Origin of the sequence: Corynebacterium matruchotii (assembly GCF_011612265.2) — a bacterium.
Lineage (GTDB): Bacteria > Actinomycetota > Actinomycetes > Mycobacteriales > Mycobacteriaceae > Corynebacterium > Corynebacterium matruchotii.
Map to the genome: position 1 here is coordinate 894234 of NZ_CP050134.2, position 18539 is coordinate 912772.

Here is an 18539-nt window from a genome sequence, read left to right on the forward strand (position 1 = left end):
TTAGCGCTGATTTTCATTCAAGCCCCGAGTTATGATTCCTAAACCTTCTTGAAATTGATTATCGGCTTGAATACGTGCAGCTTGACGGGCATTTTCTAACCCCAGAATTGGGTCCGACACGCCGGAAGAATTTGACTGTGAACCGCCCGATCCCGTAGTTTCCAGTCGCAAATATTCGGATTGTTCCAACACAGTTGCGCCCATGACAAAATGCAGTGCGGTCACTGCCCCCGACTCCGGCACCGCCACAGACAGCACCTTGGTAACCTCCGCCCGCAGGGTTGGGTCTATCAATGCCGCACTGATTAACTCGGCACCATCCCGGGTGGCGAGCATGGCATTCCGCAGCGCCCGGCAGGCCGTGGGAAAATCGTCGTAGCGTGAGGTGAGAAAATCGGCTAAGAGCGTGCGCGCGGTGGCATCAATAAGTGCTTGTTTATTCTTAAAATGCCAATAGAGCGCGCCGGGTGCCACCCCAAGCGATGCGGCAACCCGCCGCATGGTCATGTCGGCCAGACCAAACGTTCCTAAAATGGTAAGACTGGCAGCAATGATGGAATCCTTGCTTAACTGCACGACCAATAGTGTAGCTTGCTTTACGACGAAAGAAACCTCACGGTTCCCTGTGAGACCTAGTTCTTTCGTTCGAGATTTCGAAAAAAACTGGGAGGTTTCTGCCAATAGGCTGTGAACTGGCAAAAATCCTAAAAGTGTTTGTTAGGGTGGGAATCGCAATCCAATGCTGTGGTTTGACTACAGCTCATTTGTTTAAGGAGAACTTTCAAAGTGCAGAATCGTATTCGAGTGAGCAACATGAAAAAGGTGGCTGTGGCCGCCATTGCTGCTAGTGCTCTAGTACTCGCATCGTGTAGTGATTCCGGCGATTCCGGCAACACCGCAAGCGGCGGTACCTCCGCGGCATCAAGCGATAAGTCCGCCTCCTCCAAGGGCAGCAGCGGCGGGGCATCGACCTCCGCTAGCGGCGCCGCAGCCTCTGGTGCTGCCACATCCTCTGGCGAAGCAAAGCCCGCCGAAGGTGCTTCTTCCGACGCCCCGCCACTACCCGAGAACGTCACTCCGCCTGCACTGCCCACCACCACTCACCAGCCGGTGGAGGGTGGCCAGCCTGCCTCGCCTGAAGACGCCAAGAGCATCGAAGGTGTGGTGCGTGGTATCACCGCCGAAACCACCCTCCGCAGCTACATGGGCTACATCCCGCAGCACACCTGCAAGAAGGTGCTGGACGAAAACGGTGGCGAGAAGTCACTCGACCTCGGCCAAATCCCGGATGTGCCGCTGGACTCCTACCCGGACTTCAAGAAGGCTAAGCCCACCATTGATTCTGTGACCGACATCAAGGTTGCTGGTGAGACCGCATCCGCACAGGTTACCGCAAGCACCGAAGCCGACGGCCAGACCGTTGCTACCCAGCGTTTCGCTAAGGAAAACGGCAAGTGGGTGTTCTGTAACTAGTCTGTCGTGACATACCGTCTCGCCTAGGCAAGAGAAGCCATAAGTGGGCTATCGCTAGATTTCTTTAGCGATAGCCCTTTCGGCGTTTCCACATAACCTATAGCAGTCATAGAAAGATAACGATGCCCACCATCGAGTCCCGGGCCCGCAATGGTGCCTATGCCGGCGTGGTCTTAGCCATCCTCGGTAGCTTCACCGCGGCCAGTATTATCTGGGGGCTTTTGCGGCCCCGCTATCAAGCAACCATCATCGACGACCAGGGTGGTCTGGAACTCAACATGGTCGACAATGTGGAATTCACCGGATTCTTCTGGTTCGTCTTCACCACGGGCATCCTTGCTATTATCCTCAGCGCCCGCATCCACCAGAAAACCCTCGCCTACCGGGGGCTCAGTATGCTCCTGTGGGTCACCCTCTGGTCGCTCGTGGGCTCGATACTCTTTGCCAAGCTTGGGGATCTCACCACCATCACCGTCTATCACATTCCTACCGCCACCAGCGATTTCAACGTCGGCGATGTGGTGCCGTTCGTGCCGCTCATGAACGCCGGCATTTCCGGGTATGCGGTCGCCCCCTGCCTGGCCGCCGCCTACTATTGGATCCTGGAATTCTTCGTCCCCTATCCACTGGCGGACCCCGACCCCGACTAGCTGGGGCTGGGTTACGCTAGTTGGTGTCCTCCGGCCACGCCACCGCGCAATGACCCTGAATTTCCGTGCTGATGCGATCAATGGCCGACAAAATGAAATGAATCGCCATCTGCACGTTCAGTATCAACTGGGACGTGTTTAAGCCGGCGCCGGAATCCGCCACGAACTCCACCCGTACTTGCAACCCGTCCTCATCGGTCACGCAAAACGCCTTCGTGGTGGGATTATCCTCATTCCACTTATTGCACACCAAGGCGGCCTTCATATACTCCCGGTCGGGATCCAAGCCCGGATCCCAATGTCCCTTTACCAGCAGACTTGGGCCGGACTCCAAGAAAAACCCCACCAAAATATCGTTGATCCACGCCAACACCATGGCGTCGTCACCATGGGTTTTCTCTATACCCAAATCCCGCAACACCGACCGAACCCTCGGTATCGACAGCTCCGTCGGCAACTGGGAATCGTCGGTAAGCGAAAAATCCAAATCCCCAAAACTATTCGACGCCTGCCCGGAGCGCTGCCCCAACTCGGGGAACTGCTCCACAAACGTTTCACACGCCACCACCGTGGATTCCGCGGCCACCCGAATAAACGCCTTTATCTGGTCCAGCGACGCGCGCCTAGCAATCGCCAACCCCGTGCGGAAAAACACATTAATACGGGCATCGTCCGCTATGGATAAATATGCCGCCGGACTCACCCGCTCCGAATTCCACGCATCGACCGCATGAGAAATCTCATTAATCCGCGACAAGCTGGAACTCCCAGTAAACGACACCTCCGCATATAACATGCGGAATTGGTCGTCGCTAAACTCCAACTGCAATGTGTGATACGGCCAATGCAGTGTGGCGATGGCCAGCTCGGAACCGGTTTCGGCAATAAAACGGTAGCCCAATTCCTCGATGGCTTCTAACACGAGCTCATCGTTAACCACAAGCGGTTGAACGTTGAAGTCTGCTTTATAATCTGTCATGGCTACCCTATATATCGTGATGTAATGTTGTGATAAGTGAGCGATACGCTTGCATTATGCGTCTCATCAGGAAGTACGTCACATAATACCCTCCGACTAAGAGCTGAACAGCTAACTTTCGCCGACAAACGGTGTGAAATTTCTTTCGTTTTTTATAACGGCGCCAACAGGGCTTTTCCCATTTTTCCACCAAACCACCAACCAGTTCATATAATTCAAACCGGTACATTATTTACAAACGGTGGATATTGTCCCTACCACCACAATATGCCTAAACTAGCTAACGAACTGCTAAATTTATGCCCCATGCGGCCCCAAACATCCACGGGAAGGTCACCAGTGCTCAACCTCATCAACCTCCAACAAAAACCCCTCACCACCAGTGAATTACGCCGTACCCTACCCCGAGGCGGGGTAGACGTGGACGCGGTCCTACCCACAGTCACCCCCGTGGTCACCGCCATTCGGGACCACGGCGTGTCGGCGGCACTCGACTACGGGGAACAATTCGACCACGTACGACCCGAGAGCCTCCAGGTTCCCAGCACCGTTATCGACCAAGCCGTCGCCGATCTCGACCCCGACCTGCGGGCCGCCTTGGAAGAATCCATCGCCCGCGTTCGCGCCGTCCACGCTGACCAAAAACCCCAACCCCACACCACCGAACTCACCGCCGGCGGCACCGTCACCGAAATCTTCCAACCCATCGCCCGCGTCGGCCTCTACGTTCCCGGCGGCAATGCCGTCTACCCATCCTCCGTCATCATGAACGTGGTGCCCGCCCAAGAAGCCGGCGTCACCTCCCTCGTCGTGGCATCCCCACCCCAGGCCGACCACAACGGTTGGCCCCACCCCACCATCCTCGCCGCCTGCGGCCTCCTCGGCGTCACCGAGGTGTGGGCCATCGGCGGCGCCCAAGCCGTCGCGCTCATGGCCTATGGTGACACCAACCTCGAACCCGTCGACATGATTACCGGCCCCGGCAATATCTACGTCACCGCCGCGAAACGCCTCGTCCGTGGCGTGGTCGGCATCGACTCCGAAGCCGGCCCCACCGAAATCGCCATCCTCGCCGACGACACCGCCGACCCAGTCTGGGTCGCCTACGACCTCATCAGCCAGGCCGAACACGATATCATGGCCGCCAGCGTGCTCATCACCCCCTCCGCCACGCTCGCCGAGGCCGTCAACCGCGAGGTCGCCGCCCGCTACCGCGTCACCCGCAACGCCGACCGGGTAGCCCAAGCCCTCACCGGACCCCAATCCGGCATTGTGCTCGTCGACGACCTCAACGCCGCCATCACCGTGGCCAACGCCTACGCCGCCGAACACCTAGAAATTCACACCATCAACGCCCGCGCCGTCGCCGCCCACATCACCAACGCTGGTGCCATCTTCGTCGGCGGCTTCAGCCCCGTGCCACTCGGCGACTACTCCGCCGGCTCCAACCATGTGCTCCCCACCAGTGGCACCGCCCGGTTCAGTGCCGGCCTGTCCACCCACACCTTCCTCCGGCCCGTCAACCTCATCGAATATGACGAACCCGCCCTCAAGGAAATCTCCACCACCGTCATCACCTTCGCCGACGCGGAAGACCTCCCCGCCCATGGCGAAGCCATCCGCGCCCGCTTCGAGGACCTCGCATGAACTATCTCAACCTCCCCATCCGACCCGAATTCCGCACCGAAACCCCCTACGGCGCGCCCCAACTAAACGTACCCGTCCGACTCAACACCAACGAAAACCCCTATTCACCCTCCCCAGCGCTCATCGCCGACCTGCTCCGCCACGTCGAAACGCACGCCGCCGACCTCAACCGCTACCCCGACCGGGACTGCACCGCGCTGCGCACCGACCTCGCTGCCTACATCACCGACCGCACCGGTGTCACCGTCACCTGCGCTAACCTGTGGGCCGCCAACGGCTCCAACGAGGTCCTCCAGCAGCTCCTGCAAATCTTCGGTGGGCCAGGTCGCACCGCCTTGGGCTTCCAACCCAGCTACTCCATGCACCCCATATTGGCGCACGGCACCGGCACCACCTTCGTCGACTGCCCCCGCGGCGCCGACTTCCGCATCGACCCCCAGGCGGCCCTGACGGCCATCGCCGACCATCAACCCGACATCGTTTTCATCGCCACCCCCAACAATCCCACCGGAGACGTTACTCCCCTCGACACCATCACCCGGATTCTCGACGCCGCGCCGGGCATTGTGATTGTAGACGAGGCGTATGCGGAGTTTTCCGACTCGCCGTCCGCGGTCACGCTCCTGGCGGATTACCCCGCTAAGCTGGTGGTATCGCGCACAATGAGTAAGGCGTTCGATTTCGCCGGCGGCCGATTGGGCTATTTCGTGGCCGACCCCGCGTTCGTGGATGCGGTCATGCTGGTGCGGTTGCCATACCACCTGTCCACGCTGTCGCAGGCGGTTGCCCGGGTGGCACTACGGCACAGCGCCGACACCCTGGCCACAGTTGCCGCGCTTATCGACGAACGCAAGCGCGTGCAGGCCGCACTGCAGGATCTAGGGTTTTTCGTGGTGCCGAGCGAATCAAACTTCCTGTTCTTTGGCACGTTCGCCGACCAACACGTCGTGTGGCAGCAGTTCCTGGATCAGGGCGTGCTCATCCGTGACGTGGGCGTGCCCGGCTACCTGCGGGTAACGATCGGCCTGCCCAACGAAAACGATGCGTTCCTCGCCGCCGCACGCAATGCCGCAACACATCTCCTACCGAAAGGACACTAACACCATGACAGACACCACGACACTCACCGGCCCCACCCCGGCCGCCCGCACGGCCACCGTGTCCCGAACCACCAGCGAATCCGACATCACCGTCACCATTAACCTGGATGGTTCCGGGAAAAGCAACATTAACACAGGTGTTCCCTTCTTCGACCACATGCTCACGGCATTCTGTGTCCACGGCGCCTTCGATCTGAAGGTGCACGCCCAGGGGGACACGCACATTGATGCGCATCACACGGTGGAGGATGTTGCCATTGTCTTAGGGCAGGCGCTCGCCGAGGCTGTTGGGGATAAACAGGGGATTCGCCGTTTCGGGTCGTTTAGCGTCCCCATGGATGAGGCCCTGTGTGAGGCCGTGGTGGATTTTTCCGGCCGCCCCTATTATGTGATGCGCGGCGAGCCGGAGCACATGCTCACCTCCGTGATCGGCGGCCACTACGCCACCGTTATCAACGAACATTTTTTCGAATCATTGGCGACGAATGCGCGCGTCACCCTGCATGTGATCTGCCATTATGGTCGTGACCCGCACCATATCACCGAGGCGGAGTTCAAGGCGGTGGCCCGGGCCATTCGGGCGGCGGTCGATATAGACCCGCAGGTGACCGGCATTCCCTCCACCAAGGGTGCCCTATAGCAATAATCGACTAGCGTAATCGGCCGGAAACCCTGGTGAAAACCGGTGGTTTCGTGGGGTTTTCCGGTTTGGGAACGCCGTTAGGTATTTCCGGGGAAATGTGTCACAGTTGAAACCGTGACGATTATGTATGTAGCGCAAGCCGCTTCGGGGAATAACTATTGGTTGGTGTACCTCATGTTCCTCATCGCCGGTGTGTTGGCGGGCGGCACTTGGTCCGTGTATAAGAACGGCTCTCGGGGGTTTGCCGTGGTGTTGGGTGTGTTGGCCGGGATCGCGGCCGCCGCCGGCATCTTGTGGATGGTGGGGGAAATGCGTGCCTGATGACGGTCGAGAATAATACCAAGAAAACCGTCGCTACCACTGATGGCCTAGCTGGTACCGCTGATCCAGTGACCTCGACGATGCAGCTGTTTACCGAGGTTCCCGGGTTCACCGCCTTGAGTTTCGCCACCGCCGCTGCGTTTGGGGCATTCTCGCTCATGCTGCCGGTGATCCCCCTGGCTGTGATCCTGACTACCGGCAGCGACACCTTGGCTGGCGCCACCACCATGGTGTTCATGGCTGTGACCGTGGCCACCCAATTGGTGACCAATCGCATCATTCGGCGCTACGGTTATCGGCGTGTCATGTTGGCGGCCGCGTTTTTGCTGGGAGTGCCGACCCTGTGGTATCTGGTCAGCATGGACACCGCGTCGTTATTGCTGGTGGCGGCGGTGCGGGGCATGGGGTTCGGTTCCCTCTGCGTGGCGCAGTTTGCCCTGGTGGCGCACATCGCCCCGCCGGGAGCCCTGGGGAAGGCGTCGGGAATCATCGGGTTGTTTACCGGTGCCGCCCAAATGGTGGGGCTGCCGGCCGGCCTGTGGCTGTCCGAACATGTGGGCAATTCGGTGGTGTTTATCGCCGGAGCCTTGGTGGCCTTGGTGGCCGCCGGGCTGGCGGTGCTCATCCATAACCCCGCCCCGGAACCCGTGATTTCCCGCCCCGAACCACCGCTAGAACATGGTCGAAAACAATTGCGGATGAGGGAGAAACTGCGGGGCGGGACAGTATGGGTGCTGGCAGCCCCCGCCGTCGCCATGACCACGGTTGCGATGGGGTATGGGGCACTGTCGTCATTTTTGCCAGCAACAGTAAAGGATGTAGATCCCGTGCAGGGAGCCTCATTTGCGGGTCTGCTGCTCGCGGTGGTTGGCGGCGCGCAAATGATTGCGCGCTATGTGTGTGGGGTGTGGGCCGATCGGGTGGGAAAACCCGGGTCGCTCATGTTCGTGGGCCAAGGGTTAGTCATAGCATCGCTCGTGGGAATGGTGGGGATTATATCGGGGGGATTACCGCTCGGCTGGCTGCTTGTTTTCGCAACTTTGTTCGGGTGTGGTTTCGGGTTTGTGTCTACCGAGGCAATGCTGGAAATGTTCATGCGAGTACCGCGGGGCCGAATCGGCCAGGCCTCCACCGTGTGGAACGCCGCCTTCGACACCGGCACGGGTAGCGGCGCGATCCTCTTGGGGCTGGTTGCCGCATGGCAGGGCTATACCGCGATTTTCCTGGTGTCCGCGCTTGTGGTCATCGTTGGGGTTATCGCCGAGATCGGTGACCGCCGGGGACGCCGGCGGGCGTTGTCACGCGGCGGGAAAAGTGTGTTTTGACCTTGGTCCTTTGGTAATGGTTATGTGGATAACGTCCCGCGCCCATGTTGCGGCGTCGACAAGCAAACCTACAAATTACCCAGGAAACTCCGTCTATGCCCACCACAGTAGCCATCCTCGATTACGGCTTCGGTAATCTCCGATCCGCCCACCGCGCCCTCGCCCGCGTCGGCGCCGATGCCACCATCACCAACGACCCCCGCGAAGTCCTCGCCGCCGACGGGCTCCTCGTCCCCGGTGTGGGCGCATTCGCTGCCTGCATGCGGGGCCTTACGGCCATCAACGGCCCCAGGCTTATTGGCGAACGCCTCGCCGGCTCCAGGCCGGTCATGGGGATTTGCGTCGGAATGCAAATACTTTTCGAACACGGGGTCGAGCATGGGGAGGACGCTGCCGGCTGCGGCGAATGGCCGGGCGTGGTCGAACGCCTCGACGCCGACATTCTGCCCCACATGGGATGGAACACCATTGACGCCGCCCCCGGCTCCGCCATGTTTGCGGGCATAGATGAAAGCACCCGCTTTTACTTCGTGCACTCCTACGGCGTTCAACGCTGGGAGTTTCCCGAGGAAGGCATCACCACGCCGCCGCTCGTCAGCTGGGCCACCCATCAAACCGCCCGGTTTGTCGCCGCGGTCGAAAACGGTCCATTGTGGGCAACCCAATTTCATCCCGAGAAATCCGGTGATGCCGGCGCCGAACTGCTCAAAAATTGGTTAGCGCAACTCTGACCCAGCGGTTCCCACCCGCTACACTTTAAAGCTATGACTTTTACTCTCCTCCCCGCTGTTGATGTAGTTGACGGTCAAGCGGTGCGACTCAACCAAGGAGCGGCGGGTACCGAAAAGTCCTACGGTTCCCCCCTCGACGCCGCAAAAACCTGGCAAAATGCCGGCGCGACCTGGCTTCATTTCGTTGACCTTGATGCCGCCTTCGGCCGCGGATCCAACCACGAACTCATGGCGGACATCATCGCCCAACTCGACATTCATGTGGAACTCACCGGCGGAATCCGCGACGACGCCACCTTGGAGCGCGCCCTCGCCACCGGCGCCCGGCGGGTCAACATTGGCACCGCCGCCCTGGAAAACCCCGAATGGATCGCCCAAGCAATAGCCACCCACGGTGACAAAATCGCGGTCGATATCGCCGCACTGCTTGTCGACGGCGAATGGCGGGCCCGCAGCCGCGGCTGGGTGGGCGACGGCGGCGACCTGTGGGAAATACTGGAACGCCTTGACTCCCAAGGATGCCAACGCTTCGTCGTCACCGACGTGTCTAAAGACGGCACCCTGGCCGGCCCCAACATCGACCTACTTCGGGAAGTGGCCCAGGCCACTGACGCGAAAATCGTCGCATCCGGGGGCATCGCCCAACTCTCGGACATCACCGAACTGGCGAAATACGAAGACGAAGGCATCGACTCCGCCATCATTGGCAAAGCCCTCTACGAAGGCCGGTTCACCCTCCCCGAGGCGTTGGCGCTACTATGACCGATGCCAGGGAGCTCTACCGCATCGCGCTCACCATCCTCACCGACATCGAACGCATGTTCATTGATGGGTTGGGGGCCGACCCCACCCACATGAAGGCCGCCGGCCAGTTCGCCACGGATGTCGACCTTGCCATCGAACAATACCTCCGCCGCCGACTCATCCACGAAACCGGCATACCAGTGCTGGGGGAGGAATACGGCGGTGACTGCGGGAAACTCACCTGGGTGGTCGACCCCATTGACGGGACCGCTAATTTCGCCGCCGGCAACCCCATGAGCTGCATCCTCATCAGCCTGCTTGCCGACGGCATGCCGGTGCTCGCCATCACCAGCGTGCCCATGATCAACCAACGATTCGGCGCCTACGCCGGATCACCACTCTTCCAGAACGGGGTGCCGCAGCCGCCCCTCACGGAGCGCCCCGAGGTCGCCGCCCACGTGGGATTCTCCTCCATCTCTGGGTCGTCAGAAAGCAACGAAGCCCAATTCCCCGACCTCATGCGCCACGGACTCCTCGTCGAATTAACCCGAACATATTTACGCCCACGCATCACCGGGTCCGTCGGCATCGACCTGGCCTACACCGCCGCCGGCATCTTCGGCGGCGCCGTGAGCTTCAGCCCCAACATTTGGGACAACGCCGCCGGCATCTTCCTCTGCCAGGCCGCCGGCGCCACCGTCACCGACCTCTACGGCAACCCCTGGGACCACACCAGCCGCGGCGCAATCGTGGGAACCGCCCGGGCGCATGAAACGATTTTGACCACACTCACCACAATCCGAACCGGAGGACACTAACCACCATGGCGGTAGCAATCAGAGTCATTCCCTGCCTCGACGTCGATAACGGGCGCGTGGTCAAGGGAGTCAATTTCACCGGCCTGAAAGACGCCGGCGACCCAGTGGAGCTCGCCGCCCGCTACGACCGGGAGGGGGCCGACGAACTCACCTTCCTCGACGTGTCCGCCTCCGTCGCCGGCCGCGGCACCATGCTTGATGTGGTGCGCCGCACCGCCGAACAGGTCTTCATCCCACTCACCGTCGGCGGGGGAGTGCGCAGCGTCGACGATGTCGACCAGCTGCTTCGCGCCGGTGCCGACAAAGTAAGCATCAATACCTCCGCCATCGCCCGCCCCGAACTTTTGCGGGAACTCGCCGCCCGATTCGGCTCCCAATGCATTGTGCTCAGCGTCGACGCCCGCCGCGCCCAAGGCCAACCATCCGGCTTCGAAGTCACCACCCACGGTGGCAGCAAATCGGCAGGCATTGACGCCATCGACTGGGCGCGCCGCGGCGCCGAATTAGGGGCGGGCGAAATCCTGTTGAACTCCATGGACGGCGACGGCACCAAAGCCGGCTTCGACCTGGAACTCATCGCAAAAGTCCGGGACGCGGTCACTATCCCCATCATCGCCTCGGGGGGCGCCGGCCGACCCGACCACTTCCCACCAGCCATCAATGCCGGGGCCGACGCTGTCCTCGCCGCATCCATTTTCCACTTCGGCGAAGTAACCATCGAGGACGTCAAAACCTCCCTCGCCCAGGCCGGATACGAGGTGCGTCGATGAACCCGTCTATGAACCAAAACAGCCCAGAAACCTACCAGCTCGATCCCGCCATCGCCGCCCGCGTGCGCTTCAACGACCAGGGACTCGTGCCGGCCATCGCTCAGGCTGCCGACACCGGCGAGGTACTCATGCTCGCCTGGATGGATGACCACGCGCTGGCCTACACCCTCGCCACCAGGCGCGGCACCTACTATTCGCGCTCCCGCCAAGAATATTGGATCAAGGGTGCCACTAGTGGCCACACCCAACAAGTAGAGTCCGTATCGCTCGACTGTGATGGCGATACCGTCCTGTTGCGGGTGTACCAACGAGGCGGCGCATGCCATACCGGGGACCGCACTTGTTTTGATGCAGACCGACTCGCATGACCCCAGTCGGAAACAGCACACAGAGACACTAAGGTAAATATGAAAAAATCAGTATTAGCAAGTCTGATGTTAGCGGGCGGTGCGGTGGTGCTCTGGGTATCGTCCCGTCTGGCATGGCTGACCGTAACCGCCGACGACGATAAAGCTGGGACGAAAACCGTCACCATCCATGGCGCATCGTGGTCCACCGAGCTCATTGCCGCCGCCATTATGCTTGCTGCCGCCGCGATTGCCGGGCTCATCCTCCGCAAGGCAGGCCGTCGCATCGTCGGCGGGCTTGCGGCGGTCGTAGCGGCTGCTGGTGGCTGGTTTATCCTCCAAGTCCTCGTGGGTGGAACCCCTGACGCGCAGCGGGCCCTGGCGATCCTCAGTACTAACAACACCACCAGCGCCACCAAGGGGGCACAACTCACCTCCTGGGCACAGATCACCGCGATCGACGTGAACACGCCCCCCGTCGTCCTGGCGCTCATTGGTGCGGCCATCGGGCTGGTCGGCGGGATAATCCTCGCAGCGTATCCCGGTGTCGACGGCCCCAAACGCACGCAATACGAGCGCAAACAGCGCCGGACCGCACATATCGCCGCGGAACTGGCGGCGGAGCCGGATTCCGGTCGGGTGCTCTGGGACGCCATCGACGCCGACATCGACCCCACCGACGATGCCGCCACAGCCGACCCTAACAACGACCCCGGCGACGATCCCACCGACGAATCTGCCAATAAGTCACAAATGCATCACAAGCCACAATAACAATCACTCACCACCTGGGTAAACACCCAAATGCACGACAAGATTACTATTTTCTTCCATCTTTCATTGGTTCTTGAGGTGCACCCACCGAATTTTAGAACTGGCACTTTGACGCGTTAGCCTAAAACTGTTGGAACACCAGACACAGCCGACAAACAAGATTGGTGGGTTCTTTCGTGACTACGGTTTTCGATGCCATCATCGCGGGCGTGCGGGAAAACGTTGCCGCACGAGAATCAGTTGTGCCTTTCCGCGCCATCAAGGCACAATCCCACGACTGTGAGCCGCCCCGCGATGCGCGTTCCGCGCTACTGCAACCCGGGTGCAAACTCATAGCCGAGGTCAAACATCCCACGCCCGAACTCCATATACACACCACCCCCCTCGATCCCGTGCGTCTCGCACAGGCCTTTGAACAAAGTGGCGCTGCACTCATCGCCTGCCACACCGAACAGTTACGGTTCCACAGTTCACTTGCCGAAATGGCCGCCGTGAGACACGCGGTAGGTGTTCCCATACTCTGTCGGGATCTCATCGTCGAACCCTACCAAATCCACGAGGCCCGCTATTTCGGCGCCGACATGATTCCCCTCCGGGTAGACACCCTAGGCCAGGCCCAATTGGAATCCCTACTCGACAGGGTGGAATCTCTAGGAATGCAGGCCCTGGTCGAGATTCGCAACCCCGAGGAGGCGGATCGGGCCATGCAGGCCGGCGCCACCATCATTGGGGTCAACTCCCGGGATTTTCAGACCGTTGCCCAGGGCAGGATCGCGTTTTCGGAAATCGCGCCGGGGCTGCCGGCCACCGTCGTCAAGATCGCACTTTCGGGGGTGCGATATGCGTCGGAGCTGTACGAGTTTGCCGCCCGTGGGGCTGATGCGGTGGTGGTTGGGCAACCATTGATGACCGGCGAATCCGTGCGATCTGTCACACGGTCGTTGGCTGCCGCAGCACAGCACCCCGCCTGTCCTCGGCGTTAGCGGCGGTTTTTCAGTTTTTGGGCACTTGTTACCATCATTGTGGTTGTTAACAAGTGAAGGAGCTGTTTGTGACTGAAACAATTCTTGCCCTCATTCCCTCGCCGCCACAAGGCGTGTGGCACCTCGGCCCGGTTCCCATTCGTGCCTATGCGCTGTGCATCATTGCGGGCATTATCGTGGCGTTGTGGATCGGCCAGAAACGATATGCGGCCCGCGGTGGGGAGCGGGAAATCGTGTTGGATGCGGCCATTGTGGCGGTACCCACGGGCATTATTGGTGGCCGACTCTACCATGTGATGACCGATTACGATAAATATTTTTGCAGCACCTGTGATCCGGTAGATGCGTTGAAGATCACCAACGGCGGTTTGGGTATTTGGGGTGCGGTGGTGTTGGGTACCGTGAGCGTGTATGCCTACCTGCGGTTTAAGAAGATTCCCTTTGCCCCGTTTGCAGACGCGCTGGCGCCGGCCGTGGTGTTGGCGCAGGCGATCGGCCGGTTGGGTAACTGGTTTAACCAAGAGTTATTCGGTGCGGAAACCACGGTTCCGTGGGGGCTGAAGATTTTCAATCGGGTGGATGAGCTGGGGAATTACGCCCCGGTGACTGGGCACTCGACCGGCGAGGTATTGCAGGTGGTGCACCCCACATTCTTATATGAGTTGCTGTGGAATGTGCTGGTTTTTGGGTTCCTGATTCTTGTAGATCGCAAGTTTACTTTGGGTCACGGTCGGGTATTTGCCCTGTATGTGGCCGGTTACACGCTGGGGCGTACGGTCATCGAGTCGATGCGGACCGACCCGGCGACCATGGTGTTTGGGCTGCGCATTAACTTCATTGTGTCGATTGTGGTGTTTATCATTGCGGTTGTGGTGTTTTTCCTGCTGAAGCGCGGCCGAGAAACGCAAGATGAGGTGCGTGGCGTGAGCTTGTCGACGAGCTCAGAGCCGGAATCGGCCGAAAAATAGCGAGAGTGTGACACAAATCGCGTTCAACTGATTATGTTGGGATATGCCTGGTCATGTCTGTTTGGTTGGCCTGTTTCGTGCAGCTCGATTGTTTAACAGTGTGAAACACAACAAAAAACCCGGGTTTTTCCCTAGTTGTACTCGCAGAACTGCGAGTAGAAGATTACTGTTTAAGGCATGGAACGTCGCACAAAAATTGTTTGTACATTGGGGCCGGCCGTCGCCAGCCAGGAAGGCATTCTGCGCCTGGTGCAAGATGGCATGGATGTTGCCCGAATGAATTTCTCCCACGGGGATCACGCCGATCACGAGCAGAACTATCGATGGGTGCGGGAAGCAACCGATGCCACTGGCCGCGCCGTGGGTGTGTTGGGCGACCTACAAGGCCCCAAGATTCGCCTCGGCCGGTTCGTCGAGGGCGCTACCTTCTGGGCCGATGGAGAAGAGGTCCGTATCACCGTCGATGATGTTGAAGGCACCCATGATCGTGTGTCTACCACCTACAAGCATCTTGCCAAGGATGCCAAGCCCGGCGACCGGTTGCTGGTTGACGATGGCAAGGTGGCGCTCGTCTGCAAAGAAGTCGACGGCAACGATGTGGTGTGTGAAGTTGTGGAGGGCGGCCCGGTTTCTAACAACAAGGGTGTGTCCCTGCCCGGCATGGATATTTCCGTGCCAGCCCTGAGCGAAAAAGACATCGAAGACCTACGCTTCGGTCTGAAACTAGGTGTGGACTTCATCGCCCTGTCTTTCGTCCGCTCCCCGCAGGACGTGGAGCTGGTGCACCAGATCATGGATGAGGAGGGTCGCCGGGTTCCGGTGATCGCCAAGCTGGAAAAGCCGGAGGCTGTCGAGGCCCTGGAATCCATCATTCTTGCCTTCGACGGCATCATGGTGGCCCGCGGTGACCTGGGTGTGGAATGCCCATTGGAGCAGGTGCCGTTGGTGCAAAAACGCGCCATCCAAATCGCCCGGGAAAACGCCAAGCCGGTGATTGTGGCCACCCAAATGCTGGATTCCATGATCGAAAATTCCCGTCCCACCCGGGCCGAGGCTTCCGACGTGGCCAACGCCGTCCTCGACGGTGCGGACGCGGTCATGCTGTCCGGGGAAACTTCCGTCGGTGTGGACCCGCATAACGTGGTGCGCACCATGTCCCGCATTGTGACCTTCGCCGAAACCGACGGTAAGGTCCCAGAGCTGGCGCATATTCCGCGCACCAAGCGGGGCGTGATCTCCTATTCCGCCCGTGACATTGCTGAGCGGCTCAATGCCAAGGCTCTGGTGGCCTTCACCTCCTCCGGCGACACCGCCAAGCGGGTGGCCCGCCTGCGTTCTCGGCTGCCACTCTTGGTGTTCACCCCCTACCAGGCGGTTCGTAGCCAGCTTGCATTGACGTGGGGCGCCCAAACCTTCCTCACCCCGACCATGCCATCCACCGACGATATGCTCGCCGAGATTGACGATCAACTATTGGCTATGGAGCAATACAATCGGGAGGACATGATGGTGGTTGTGGCCGGTACCCCGCCCGGAATCTCCGGCAACACCAACATGATTCACGTTCACCTCTTGGGTGAAGAAACCACCGCCCCGCCGGAGGTGCTGGCTGCTGCGGAACACGCCAAGAGCCTGGAAGAGGCCGAGGCCAACCTGCAACGCGCCAGGGCGGAGGCAGAAAAAGCCGAAGAAGAGAAGTAACCACTAGCTAGGCCAGATACAAATAATCCCCCTCATGGTTTCATGAGGGGGATTCGTCATTGACCGCTAGATTTTGGTGGGGCTAATCTTCCACACCTCACGGGCATAGTCGCTGATCGTCCGGTCGGAGGAGAACCGGCCGGATTCACAAATATTCACCCAGCACATGCGGGCCCAATGCAGCCGATCTGCATAATAGTCGGCGGCCATCTTGTCCCGGGCCTCCCGGTAGGCGGCGAAATCGCCCAACACATAGTACATGTCGGGGGATTCCCAACCACCCCGGTCCAGCAGGGATACCCGCAGGTCGTGGAACCAGCCGGAGTTATTATCCGAGAGGTGACCGTCGATAAGCGAATCGAGGGCACGCTTTAAACCGGGCACCGAACCGTACGCATCCCACGGATTATAAGTGGTGCGCAGCTCGGGTAGTTCCTCCACCTTGGCGCCAAAAATGTAGGCGTTCTCATCGCCCACGGCCTCCAGGATTTCCACATTGGCGCCATCAAGCGTGCCCAGGGTTACCGCACCGTTCATCATGAACTTCATGTTTGAGGTGCCGGATGCTTCCTTGCCGGCGGTGGAAATCTGCTCGGAAACATCCGCGGCCGGAATGATGTGCTCGGCGGGGGAAACGTTATAGTTTTCCACGAACACCACCCGCAGGATCTGGTTGACATCTGGGTCGTTATTGACCAGGTTAGCGATCTCATTAATCAGCTTGATGATCGCCTTGGCCCGCACATAGCCGGGGGCGGCCTTGGCACCGAAAATGATGGTGCGCGGCGGCACGTCGCGTTCCCCATCCTCCTTGATGCGGAAATACAGGTCCAGCACATAAAGCGCATTCATGAGCTGCCGCTTGTACTCGTGGAGGCGTTTGATTTGCACGTCGAAGATGGAGGAATGATCCACTTCAATGCCCTGGCGGTCCTTGATCCAGGCGGCGAAGTCCACCTTATTGGCGTCCTTGATATCCAACAGTTCCTGCATGACGGCATCATCGTCGCTGTAGTGGCGCAGCTTGTGTAGCTCATCCAGGTTCGTTACCCACGCATCCGAACCCAGCAGGCGGGTGAGCAGGTTGGAAAGCCGCGGGTTGCACATCTTCAACCACCGGCGCGGGGTCACACCATTGGTTTTGTTATTGAACTTTTCTGGCCAAATGGCGTGCCACTCCTTGAGTGTGTCCGCCTTAATGATATCGGTGTGTAGCGCCGCCACGCCGTTGATGGAATAGGAGGCATAGCAGGCCAACCAGGCCATGTGCACTACACCGTTGCTGATCGGCGCCATGTAGTTGATCTGTGCCTCATCCAGGCCCATGGCCCACATTTCTTGCCGGAAGCGGCGGTCGATTTCCACGGTGATTTCGTACACGCGGTGGAACAGCTGCTGGAAAATGGAGCAATTCCACTGCTCCAGGGCCTCGGCCAGCACCGTGTGGTTGGTGTAGGCGAAGGTTTGCGTGACCACGTTCCAGGCATCCTCCCAACCCATGTGGTGCTCGTCGAGCAGCAGGCGCATGAGCTCCGGGATGGCCAACACCGGGTGGGTGTCGTTTAATTGGATACAATTATATTTGCCGAAGTCGCGCAGATCATCACCGTGCTGTTCGACATAGTTGGCAATCATTGCCTGCAATGAGGCGGACACGAAGAAGTATTGTTGCCGCACCCGCAGCACCTTGCCGGCGTAGGTGGTGTCGTTGGGGTAGAGCACGCGACACAGGTCCATGACGGCTTCGCGTTCGACGATGGCGTCGGTGAACCGTTGCGAGTTAAAGGCGTCGTAGTCGAATTCGGCCAGGGGCTCAGCCTTCCACAGCCGCAGCGTGCCCACATTGTCGGTGCCGTAGCCGGTGATGGGCATGTCGTAGGGGGTGGCGCGCACCACCATGTCGTCGAAGGTGACGATGCGCTGCTGGTGTTCGCGGCGCACCACGAACGGGTAGCCGTTTTCCCGCCAGGCGTCGGGCTGCTCCGTCTGGAACCCATTATCGAAAATTTGTTTGAAGAGGCCGTAGCGGTAGAGGATGCCATAGCCGGTGACCGGATAGTCCTGGGTGACGGCAGAATCCAAGAAGCATGCTGCCAGGCGGCCCAAGCCACCATTGCCCAGAGCAGCGTCATTTTCGGCGTCAAGAACATCGGATAGCTCATGCCCATTGTCACGCACCGCCTGCTCGGCCTGCTCCACCAATCCAAGATTGGTGAGGTTATTGAGCAATGCCCGGCCCATCAAAAACTCGGCAGAGAAATAATGCTGTTGCCGGGTTGCGTTATAGGCCTTGGTGGTTGCCTCCCATTTGTCGGCCAATTGCTCCATGACCGCGTCGGAAAGCCCATACCAGAATTTCCAATTAGTGGCGGATGTGGGGCTCATGCCGGCCACCGCGCGCACGTGGCTGCGGACGGCATCTTTGAGCTCAGGAAGATGATGCGAATCGCTCATGAAAAATTGCTCCTGTAGAACGGAATCGGGAAGTGTCTGCACCATAGCTTAACGCTTATGAATAAAAAAGCTGCATTGGAATGTCAGTTTACCTACAAAAAACCCGGGGAA

General features: G+C 59.6%; 19 protein-coding genes. 16 read left to right on the top strand and 3 right to left on the bottom strand.

All coding sequences use genetic code 11. The features are described 5' to 3' along the window. Entirely contained in the window at positions 1-576 is a 576-nt protein-coding gene (locus HBA49_RS04090; RefSeq protein ID WP_005526380.1) for a TetR family transcriptional regulator, read from the bottom strand. Between the two features lie 210 nt (positions 577-786). Between HBA49_RS04090 and HBA49_RS04095 the strand changes: the two genes are divergently transcribed. Further along, positions 787-1473, top strand: a complete 687-nt coding sequence (locus tag HBA49_RS04095) for a hypothetical protein (protein WP_005525911.1) — start codon at positions 787-789, stop codon at positions 1471-1473. A 122-nt stretch (positions 1474-1595) separates the two neighbouring features. After that, on the top strand, positions 1596-2123 hold the full coding sequence (locus tag HBA49_RS04100; RefSeq protein WP_005526017.1) for a hypothetical protein: 528 nt from the start codon (positions 1596-1598) through the stop codon (positions 2121-2123). 16 nt (positions 2124-2139) lie between these two features. Here the strand turns inward: HBA49_RS04100 and HBA49_RS04105 are convergent, their stop codons facing one another. Continuing rightward, positions 2140-3102 carry a YbjN domain-containing protein gene (locus HBA49_RS04105; RefSeq protein ID WP_005526301.1) on the bottom strand — a complete coding sequence of 321 codons (963 nt, stop codon included), beginning with the start codon at positions 3100-3102 and terminating at the stop codon, positions 2140-2142. A gap of 339 nt (positions 3103-3441) precedes the next feature. Between HBA49_RS04105 and hisD the strand changes: the two genes are divergently transcribed. The 14 genes from hisD (at position 3442) to pyk (ending at position 15974) form a co-directional block, all read left to right on the top strand. Next, positions 3442-4749, top strand: coding sequence for a histidinol dehydrogenase (gene hisD, locus HBA49_RS04110; RefSeq protein WP_005526028.1), 1308 nt, complete (start codon positions 3442-3444; stop codon positions 4747-4749). Next, on the top strand, positions 4746-5849 hold the full coding sequence (locus tag HBA49_RS04115) for a histidinol-phosphate transaminase (protein ID WP_005526527.1): 1104 nt from the start codon (positions 4746-4748) through the stop codon (positions 5847-5849). Before hisD ends, HBA49_RS04115 begins: the two co-directional genes overlap by 4 nt. A gap of 4 nt (positions 5850-5853) precedes the next feature. Then, on the top strand, positions 5854-6489 hold the full coding sequence (gene hisB / locus HBA49_RS04120) for an imidazoleglycerol-phosphate dehydratase HisB (RefSeq protein WP_005525535.1): 636 nt from the start codon (positions 5854-5856) through the stop codon (positions 6487-6489). A 126-nt stretch (positions 6490-6615) separates the two neighbouring features. Further along, complete coding sequence (locus HBA49_RS04125; protein WP_005521878.1) at positions 6616-6813, top strand: hypothetical protein; 198 nt, start codon at positions 6616-6618, stop codon at positions 6811-6813. An 80-nt stretch (positions 6814-6893) separates the two neighbouring features. Next, a complete protein-coding gene (locus HBA49_RS04130) occupies positions 6894-8138 on the top strand; it encodes an MFS transporter (RefSeq protein ID WP_112767167.1) in 1245 nt (414 codons plus the stop codon). 95 nt (positions 8139-8233) lie between these two features. Next, positions 8234-8869, top strand: coding sequence for an imidazole glycerol phosphate synthase subunit HisH (gene hisH, locus HBA49_RS04135; RefSeq protein WP_005525705.1), 636 nt, complete (start codon positions 8234-8236; stop codon positions 8867-8869). 33 nt (positions 8870-8902) lie between these two features. After that, positions 8903-9631, top strand: a complete 729-nt coding sequence (priA, locus tag HBA49_RS04140) for a bifunctional 1-(5-phosphoribosyl)-5-((5-phosphoribosylamino)methylideneamino)imidazole-4-carboxamide isomerase/phosphoribosylanthranilate isomerase PriA (protein WP_005525563.1) — start codon at positions 8903-8905, stop codon at positions 9629-9631. Continuing rightward, complete coding sequence (locus HBA49_RS04145; protein ID WP_005525819.1) at positions 9628-10431, top strand: inositol monophosphatase family protein; 804 nt, start codon at positions 9628-9630, stop codon at positions 10429-10431. The genes priA and HBA49_RS04145 overlap by 4 nt, the downstream gene beginning before the upstream one ends. A 5-nt stretch (positions 10432-10436) precedes the next feature. After that, the gene (gene hisF / locus HBA49_RS04150; protein WP_005526281.1) at positions 10437-11201 is read left to right on the top strand and encodes an imidazole glycerol phosphate synthase subunit HisF; all 765 of its coding nucleotides are present in this window, start codon (positions 10437-10439) and stop codon (positions 11199-11201) included. Beyond that, positions 11198-11569, top strand: coding sequence for a phosphoribosyl-AMP cyclohydrolase (gene hisI, locus HBA49_RS04155; RefSeq protein ID WP_081455683.1), 372 nt, complete (start codon positions 11198-11200; stop codon positions 11567-11569). Before hisF ends, hisI begins: the two co-directional genes overlap by 4 nt. Positions 11570-11608: 39 nt before the next feature. After that, a complete protein-coding gene (locus HBA49_RS04160; protein ID WP_005526543.1) occupies positions 11609-12322 on the top strand; it encodes a TIGR02234 family membrane protein in 714 nt (237 codons plus the stop codon). 176 nt (positions 12323-12498) lie between these two features. Beyond that, the gene (locus HBA49_RS04165) at positions 12499-13305 is read left to right on the top strand and encodes an indole-3-glycerol phosphate synthase TrpC (protein WP_005525784.1); all 807 of its coding nucleotides are present in this window, start codon (positions 12499-12501) and stop codon (positions 13303-13305) included. A 68-nt stretch (positions 13306-13373) separates the two neighbouring features. Next, the gene (lgt, locus tag HBA49_RS04170) at positions 13374-14273 is read left to right on the top strand and encodes a prolipoprotein diacylglyceryl transferase (protein ID WP_225866009.1); all 900 of its coding nucleotides are present in this window, start codon (positions 13374-13376) and stop codon (positions 14271-14273) included. Positions 14274-14450: 177 nt separating this feature from the next. Next, positions 14451-15974, top strand: coding sequence for a pyruvate kinase (gene pyk, locus HBA49_RS04175; protein ID WP_005526356.1), 1524 nt, complete (start codon positions 14451-14453; stop codon positions 15972-15974). A gap of 66 nt (positions 15975-16040) precedes the next feature. Here the strand turns inward: pyk and HBA49_RS04180 are convergent, their stop codons facing one another. Beyond that, on the bottom strand, positions 16041-18428 hold the full coding sequence (locus tag HBA49_RS04180) for a glycogen/starch/alpha-glucan phosphorylase (RefSeq protein ID WP_005526235.1): 2388 nt from the start codon (positions 18426-18428) through the stop codon (positions 16041-16043). Between the last annotated feature and the right edge of the window lie 111 nt (positions 18429-18539).

Excerpts from the sequence above, each read along its gene's own strand:
- HBA49_RS04100 (WP_005526017.1), top strand. The coding sequence starts at position 1,596 with ATGCCCACCATCGAGTCCCGGGCCCGCAATGGTGCCTATGCCGGCGTG.
- HBA49_RS04180 (WP_005526235.1), bottom strand. The coding sequence starts at position 18,428 with ATGAGCGATTCGCATCATCTTCCTGAGCTCAAAGATGCCGTCCGCAGC.
- hisH (WP_005525705.1), top strand. The coding sequence starts at position 8,234 with ATGCCCACCACAGTAGCCATCCTCGATTACGGCTTCGGTAATCTCCGA.
- HBA49_RS04115 (WP_005526527.1), top strand. The coding sequence starts at position 4,746 with ATGAACTATCTCAACCTCCCCATCCGACCCGAATTCCGCACCGAAACC.
- hisI (WP_081455683.1), top strand. The coding sequence starts at position 11,198 with ATGAACCCGTCTATGAACCAAAACAGCCCAGAAACCTACCAGCTCGAT.
- HBA49_RS04145 (WP_005525819.1), top strand. The coding sequence starts at position 9,628 with ATGACCGATGCCAGGGAGCTCTACCGCATCGCGCTCACCATCCTCACC.
- HBA49_RS04130 (WP_112767167.1), top strand. The coding sequence starts at position 6,894 with ATGCAGCTGTTTACCGAGGTTCCCGGGTTCACCGCCTTGAGTTTCGCC.
- pyk (WP_005526356.1), top strand. The coding sequence starts at position 14,451 with ATGGAACGTCGCACAAAAATTGTTTGTACATTGGGGCCGGCCGTCGCC.
- hisF (WP_005526281.1), top strand. The coding sequence starts at position 10,437 with ATGGCGGTAGCAATCAGAGTCATTCCCTGCCTCGACGTCGATAACGGG.
- HBA49_RS04125 (WP_005521878.1), top strand. The coding sequence starts at position 6,616 with ATGTATGTAGCGCAAGCCGCTTCGGGGAATAACTATTGGTTGGTGTAC.
- priA (WP_005525563.1), top strand. The coding sequence starts at position 8,903 with ATGACTTTTACTCTCCTCCCCGCTGTTGATGTAGTTGACGGTCAAGCG.
- HBA49_RS04160 (WP_005526543.1), top strand. The coding sequence starts at position 11,609 with ATGAAAAAATCAGTATTAGCAAGTCTGATGTTAGCGGGCGGTGCGGTG.
- hisB (WP_005525535.1), top strand. The coding sequence starts at position 5,854 with ATGACAGACACCACGACACTCACCGGCCCCACCCCGGCCGCCCGCACG.
- HBA49_RS04105 (WP_005526301.1), bottom strand. The coding sequence starts at position 3,102 with ATGACAGATTATAAAGCAGACTTCAACGTTCAACCGCTTGTGGTTAAC.